We start from the raw sequence: 6,000 nt of genomic DNA on the forward strand, positions 1-6,000 counted from the left end.
AGAAAACGCACTCAAGCAGTGAGTTAACCCGTGTAGACCCCCTCTTCCGGGTAGCGAATGCGGGTCTCGCTCGGCCTGGCCAGCATCAATGCCAGGGTCAGGGGCCCCAGACGGCCGCAGATCATCACCAGCACCAGGATGAGCTTGCCGGGCTCGCTCAAGCCGGGGGTGATGCCCGTGGTGAGGCCCACGGTGGCGAAAGCCGAGATGGTCTCGAACATGATCTTGTCCAGCGACACCGACTCCGTCAGGGTCAGCAGGAACATGGCCAGCATCAGCACCATGACGCTGACGATGATGATGGCGAGCGATCGGGTCACTATCTGGGGGGAGAGGGTGCGGCCGAAGGCGGTGACATGGGGTCGCTTGGTCAGGAAGGCCTTGGTGGCCAGCAGCACCACGGCGAAGGTGGTCACCTTGATACCGCCCCCTGTGGAGGTGGCCCCGGCCCCGATGAACATCAGCATCATCATGAACAGCAGGGAGGCGGGCACCATCTGGCCGATGTCGACCGTGTTGAAGCCCGCGGTGCGCGCCGTGGCGGACTGGAAGAAGGCCGCCAGCCACTGGCCGCCGAAACCGGCGCCGCCCAGGGTGTGGGGATTGTCGTGCTCCAGCAGCCAGAACATCAGGGTGCCCAGCAACAGCAGGCCAGGGGTCATCAGTATCATCAGCTTGCTGTGCAGTTTCAGCTTGCGCCAGCGGCGGTTACGCACCAGATCGACGATGACGGTGAAGCCGATGCCGCCGAGGATCAGCAGGGCCGGTATGGTCAGGCTGATGATGGGGTCATCGCGATAGTCCATGAGGTTGTTGGCAAACAGCGAGAAGCCGGCGTTGTTGAAGGCCGACACCGCGTGGAAGAAGCTGACGTAGAGGCCGTGGGACCAGCCCATCTCGGGTACCCAGCGAATGGCCATGACGGCGGTGCCGAGCAGCTGGGCGATGAGGGCGAACAAGACGATACGCCTGACCAGCTGGATGATGTTGACCGAGCCCTCCTGGCCCAGCGCCTCTTTGGCCAGCACCTGTTGGCGCAGACCGACCCGCTTGCTGAACATGGCGATGAGCAGCAACGTCATGGTCATCTGGCCCAGCCCCCCTATCTCCATCAGGATGAGCAGTATGATCTGCCCCTGCAGGGTGAAGGCGGTGCCCGTATCCACCACCCCGAGGCCGGTCACGCTGATGGCGGAGGTGGCGGTAAACAGGGCGTTGACGAAGGTGACCTCGCCCCTGTGGCTGGAGGGTTGCACCAGAAACAGGGTGCCGATCAGCAGAATGATGAGGAAACTGCCCAGGATCAGCTTGGCTTCACTCCAGCGGGATTCGGTCTCCCGCTGCATGGCGAAGGCGTAGTTGCTGCGCCAGTTGATCATAGGGTGTCGAGCCAGTGGTCGATGGCGTGCTTGTTGCCGGCCAGGATCAGGATGTCGCCGAGCTGCAGCTCCATTTTGCCGGTCAGCACGTTGTGCAGCACCTCGCCGCGCTTGATGGCCAGCAGCTGGAAGTTGCTCTGCTGCAGCAGGTGCAGATCGCCGAGGGTGCGGCCGTTTTGCTGCAGGCCGATGACGAACTCGGTCAGCACCATGTCGTGGCCCAGCTCCAGATAGTCGAACAGGCGGTTATCCAGCATGCTCTGGGCGACCCGGCGCCCCATGTCCCACTCCGGATTGATTACCTTGTCGGCACCCACCTTCTGCAGGATCTTGGCGTGGAACTTGTCGCGGGCCTTGACCCACACCTTCTTCACGCCCGCCTCTTTCAGTACGAGGGTAGTGAGTATGCTGGTCTCCAGATTGTCACCGATGGCGACGAAGACGATGTCGAAGTTGGCGAGGCCGAGCTCGGCGACCGTGGCCTCGTCGGTGGCATCGGCGACCAGCACATGGTTGCACAGGGTGGCGATCTGGCGGGTCTTGACCTCATCGATGTCTATGGCCAGCACCTCGGCATCCTGCCGTTGCAGCTCTTCGCACAGGGCACTGCCGAACAGGCCGAGGCCGATGACGGCAAATTGGTTGTTCATTCACGCTTCCTCAAGGGACTGAAGAAGTTACTCTACTCCAGCGAACTGAGTCCGAGAAGTACCCGGGTTTTTCGTCCCGGGGGATCTGGGGTAAACTGCCTCCTCGCTCTTGTCGGGACCAACAGATGAAACTCACCCCCCACGCCCCCTTGTCGACCCTCAATACCCTGGGCCTCGAGGCCCACTGCCTCTGGCTGGCCGAGGTGGCCCAGCTGGACGATCTCAGGCAACTGCGAGACAACGTCGAGCTGGCCGCGCTGCCGCGCCTGGTGTTGGGAGGGGGGAGCAACATACTGTTCTGCAACGACTTCGCCGGTCTGGTGGTACACAACCGCCTGCAAGGGATAGAGGTGCGGGATGAGGGTGACCACTGGCTGCTGCACGTGGCGGCCGGTGAAAACTGGCATGAGCTGGTGTGCCACGCCCTGCAGCAGGGTTGGCACGGGCTGGAAAATCTCGCGTTGATCCCCGGCACTATCGGGGCCGCGCCTGTGCAAAACATCGGTGCCTACGGGGTCGAGCTGGCCCGTTTCTGCACCTATGTGGAGGCCTTCAACTGGCAGAGCGGCGAACTGGAGCGGATCCAGGCTGCCGATTGCCAGTTCGGCTATCGCGACAGCATCTTCAAGCATGCCTATCAGGATTCCCACTTCATCACCGCCGTCGGCCTGAGTCTGCCCAAGGCCTGGCAGCCGGTGCAGGGCTATGGCCCGCTGGCGGCCCTCGGTGATCAACCCAGCCCTCAGGCCATCTTCGATACCGTCTGCGCCACCCGCATGGCCAAGCTGCCGGATCCCGCCCTGCTCTGCAACGCCGGCAGCTTCTTCAAGAATCCCGTAGTGCCGCAAGCGCTGGCGGAAGGGCTCAAGGCGCATTATCCGCAGATGCCCGTCTATCCGGTTGCAGAGAGTTCGGCTGGAGAAGGACAGGCCAAGCTGGCGGCGGGCTGGCTCATCGATCAGTGCGGTCTCAAGGGATTTGCCATCGGCCGCGCCGCCGTCCATCAGGAGCAGGCGCTGGTGCTGGTGAACCTGGGGGGGGCCAGCGCCATGGAGCTCATCGCCCTGGCCGCCCATGTGCGGGACAGCGTGGAGCAGCAATTCGGCGTCGTGCTGGAGCACGAAGTGCGCTTCATGGGGCTGACCGGCGAGACCTGGCTCGACGAGGTGCTGGCATGACCCTGACCCCCATCAGACAGACCCTGATCACCCTGCTGAGCGACGGCCAGTTCCACTCCGGCGAGCAGCTCGGCGAGCAGCTCGGCATCAGCCGGGCAGCCGTCAGCAAGCATATGGCGGCCCTCAAGGAATTGGGGCTGGATCTGTTCAGCCTGACCGGCAAGGGTTATCGGCTGGCGGTGCCCATGGCGCTCTACGACGAGGAGAAACTGCGGGCCCGGGTCCCCATGGCGCCGGTGCACTGCTTCTCGGTGATAGGCTCGACCAACCAATACCTGCTGGAGCGGGTCAGCGGGCTGCAATCCGGCGAGAGCTGTCTGGCCGAGTGCCAGACCGCCGGCCGGGGGCGCCGTGGTAAGCCCTGGATCACCCCCTTCGGTTGCCAGCTGATCCTGAGCATGTACTGGCGCCTCGAGCAGGGCATGGCGGCGGCCATGGGGCTGAGCCTGGCGGTGGGCGTCGCCGTGGTAGAGGCGCTGGAGTCCCTGGGTTACCCAGGGGTGGAGCTGAAGTGGCCCAATGACCTCTATTATCAGGGGCGCAAGCTCGCGGGCATCCTGGTGGAGATGAGCGGCAGCGCCGGTGCCAGCTGCCATCTGGTGATAGGCGTCGGCCTCAATCTCGCGATGCCGCAGCGGCAGGGGGAGAAGATCGACCAGGCCTGGTCCGAACTGCGCCACGTCCAGCCGGAACTGGTGGATCGCAATGAGCTGGCCGCCTGCGTGATCCAGCGCCTGCAGCAGGCCATGGTGACCTTCGAGCAGAGCGGTCTGGGGAGCTTCGTGGACGACTGGAACCGGCTCGATTACTTCGCCGGCCAGCCGGTGAAGCTGCTGATGGGGGATCAGGTGATCCGCGGCATCGCCCGTGGCATCGACGATCGCGGCGCCCTGCGGCTGGAGACGGAGGAGGGGATCAAGTTCTATCTGGGAGGGGAGATCTCCCTGCGTCGCGGCGACTGACGCCAGCAGACCAGCGCATAACAAAGGGGGCCCATGGCCCCCTTTGTTTATTCCGAATCTGCGTTGTTCGGCGTCACTTGCGCAGCTTGATCTGCTCGATGGCGTGTTCGTTGCCCTTGGTGAGGATCAGGTTGGCCCGCTCCCTGGTCGGCAAGATATTCTCTTGCAGATTCAAATAGTTGATGTCCTGCCAGATGTTGTTGGCGATCTCGGTGGCTTCGCTCTCCACCAGCTTGGCGTAGTGGTGGAAGTAGGAATCGGGGTCCGAGAAGGCGCCGCTGCGAAACTTGAGGAAGCGCTCCACGTACCAGGTGCGCAGCAGCTCGGTGTCCGCATCCACATAGATGGAGAAGTCGACAAAATCTGACACGAAGACGCGATGGGGCTCCTGCGGGTAATCCATGCCGCTCTGCAGCACGTTGAGCCCCTCCAGGATCAGGATGTCCGGCTGCTCCACCACCTTCTTCTCGTCCGGCAGGATGTCATAGATGAGGTGGGAGTAGACGGGAGCCTCGACCCGCTCGTGGCCGGCCCGGATGTTGGCGACAAACTCCACCAGATGGCGGATGTCGTAGGATTCCGGGAACCCCTTGCGGCGCATCAGGCCGCGGGCCTCCAGCTCCTTGTTGGGATAGAGAAAGCCGTCCGTGGTGACCAGTTCGACTCGGGGATGTTCCGGCCAGCGTTCCAGCAACGCCTGCATGATGCGCGCCGTGGTGCTCTTGCCCCCCGCCACGCTGCCGGCGATGCTGATGATATAGGTGCCCTTGCCGCGAGATTGACCGAGGAACTGTTCCAGTACGCGGCTGCGGCGCTGCTTGGCCTTGACGTAGAGATTGAGCAGGCGGGAGAGGGGCAGGTAGATCTCTTCCACCTCCCGCAATGACACCTTCTCGTTGATCCCGCGCAGGGTATGCAGATCCGTCTCCGTCAGGGTGAGGGGGACTGCATCACGCAATAACGCCCATTGTTCGCGGGTGAATTGCAAATAGGGGTTATGCTCTGTCGTCATGATGTCATCACTGTTTCTTGGGCAGGGCGACCATACACCAAGGGATCGGGAGCGACAAGGGATGCGGCAGGTTCGAGTGGAGAGGGTGCGTTTTTTTGTACTCTTCTCTGCAATAATGCACATTTTGCAAGGCGCAATGGTTGCATCCCCAAAATCCTTACCATAAAATGCGCGACGCTTAGATGTCTGTCGCCTATTTGCCCGGCAAATGCGATAAAAACAACGGGTGCAAGCAGAATTACCGTTGTGGCATCGACGTGACGGAGGGGTTCCCGAGCGGCCAAAGGGATCAGACTGTAAATCTGACGGCTCTGCCTTCGAAGGTTCGAATCCTTCTCCCTCCACCATATTTCTCTGCGGTTTGAGTTCTTTGGGTTAGAGAAATGCGGGCATCGTATAATGGCTATTACCTCAGCCTTCCAAGCTGATGATGCGGGTTCGATTCCCGCTGCCCGCTCCAAGATGCTGATATGGCTCAGGTAATTCTGAGAGCCACACCCTAGGGTGAGTTCGGCAGTCGAACCAGCCTGTCAGTACAAGCCTCTCTACTCCCCCAGATTCAAATCCATCATATAAACTGTTCTGTGGTTAGCTTGCCACCGCGTACTCAGCGTTAGTTTAGAGGGACGATCATGTCTAAAGAAAAATTTGAGCGTAATAAACCGCACGTTAACGTGGGTACCATCGGCCACGTTGACCACGGTAAAACCACCCTGACCGCCGCCATCACCAACGTGCTGGCCAAGCACTTCGGTGGTAAAGCTTTCGCCTTCGACCAGATCGACAAGGCGCCGGAAGAGCGTGAGCGTGGTATCACCA

At 61.7% G+C, this 6,000-nt stretch carries 6 protein-coding genes and 2 tRNA genes; 5 read left to right on the forward strand and 3 right to left on the reverse strand.

All coding sequences use genetic code 11. The annotated features are described in order from the left end of the window. Positions 1-23: 23 nt before the first annotated feature. Together ACRCYW_RS16070 and ACRCYW_RS16075 are read right to left on the reverse strand one after the other, a co-directional pair. Positions 24-1,379: a TrkH family potassium uptake protein gene (locus ACRCYW_RS16070; RefSeq protein WP_438551050.1), complete on the reverse strand. Its 1,356-nt coding sequence runs from the start codon at positions 1,377-1,379 to the stop codon at positions 24-26. Continuing rightward, entirely contained in the window at positions 1,376-2,029 is a 654-nt protein-coding gene (locus ACRCYW_RS16075) for a potassium channel family protein (RefSeq protein ID WP_438551051.1), read from the reverse strand. Before ACRCYW_RS16075 ends, ACRCYW_RS16070 begins: the two co-directional genes overlap by 4 nt. A 125-nt stretch (positions 2,030-2,154) precedes the next feature. On the opposite strand from ACRCYW_RS16075, the gene murB reads away from it, so the two are divergent. Both murB and birA read left to right on the forward strand, forming a co-directional pair. Continuing rightward, on the forward strand, positions 2,155-3,207 hold the full coding sequence (gene murB, locus ACRCYW_RS16080; RefSeq protein ID WP_438551052.1) for a UDP-N-acetylmuramate dehydrogenase: 1,053 nt from the start codon (positions 2,155-2,157) through the stop codon (positions 3,205-3,207). After that, positions 3,204-4,169 (forward strand): bifunctional biotin--[acetyl-CoA-carboxylase] ligase/biotin operon repressor BirA, encoded by a 966-nt coding sequence (gene birA, locus ACRCYW_RS16085; protein WP_438551053.1) that lies wholly within the window; start codon positions 3,204-3,206, stop codon positions 4,167-4,169. Before murB ends, birA begins: the two co-directional genes overlap by 4 nt. Before the next feature lie 73 nt (positions 4,170-4,242). Here the strand turns inward: birA and coaA are convergent, their stop codons facing one another. Further along, complete coding sequence (coaA, locus tag ACRCYW_RS16090; protein WP_438551054.1) at positions 4,243-5,181, reverse strand: type I pantothenate kinase; 939 nt, start codon at positions 5,179-5,181, stop codon at positions 4,243-4,245. A gap of 262 nt (positions 5,182-5,443) precedes the next feature. Between coaA and ACRCYW_RS16095 the strand changes: the two genes are divergently transcribed. The 3 genes from ACRCYW_RS16095 to ACRCYW_RS16105 form a co-directional block, all read left to right on the forward strand. Continuing rightward, a tRNA-Tyr gene (locus ACRCYW_RS16095) sits at positions 5,444-5,528 on the forward strand. 38 nt (positions 5,529-5,566) lie between these two features. Further along, a tRNA-Gly gene (locus ACRCYW_RS16100) sits at positions 5,567-5,641 on the forward strand. A gap of 172 nt (positions 5,642-5,813) precedes the next feature. Next, positions 5,814-6,000 (forward strand): GTP-binding protein (locus ACRCYW_RS16105; RefSeq protein ID WP_232535768.1); only part of this gene is annotated, 187 nt, incomplete at its 3' end.

It is taken from the genome of Aeromonas sp. (genome assembly GCF_051657805.1).
Taxonomy (GTDB): domain Bacteria; phylum Pseudomonadota; class Gammaproteobacteria; order Enterobacterales; family Aeromonadaceae; genus Aeromonas.

Excerpts from the sequence above, each read along its gene's own strand:
- ACRCYW_RS16070 (WP_438551050.1), bottom strand. The coding sequence starts at position 1,379 with ATGATCAACTGGCGCAGCAACTACGCCTTCGCCATGCAGCGGGAGACC.
- ACRCYW_RS16075 (WP_438551051.1), bottom strand. The coding sequence starts at position 2,029 with ATGAACAACCAATTTGCCGTCATCGGCCTCGGCCTGTTCGGCAGTGCC.
- murB (WP_438551052.1), top strand. The coding sequence starts at position 2,155 with ATGAAACTCACCCCCCACGCCCCCTTGTCGACCCTCAATACCCTGGGC.
- birA (WP_438551053.1), top strand. The coding sequence starts at position 3,204 with ATGACCCTGACCCCCATCAGACAGACCCTGATCACCCTGCTGAGCGAC.
- coaA (WP_438551054.1), bottom strand. The coding sequence starts at position 5,181 with ATGACGACAGAGCATAACCCCTATTTGCAATTCACCCGCGAACAATGG.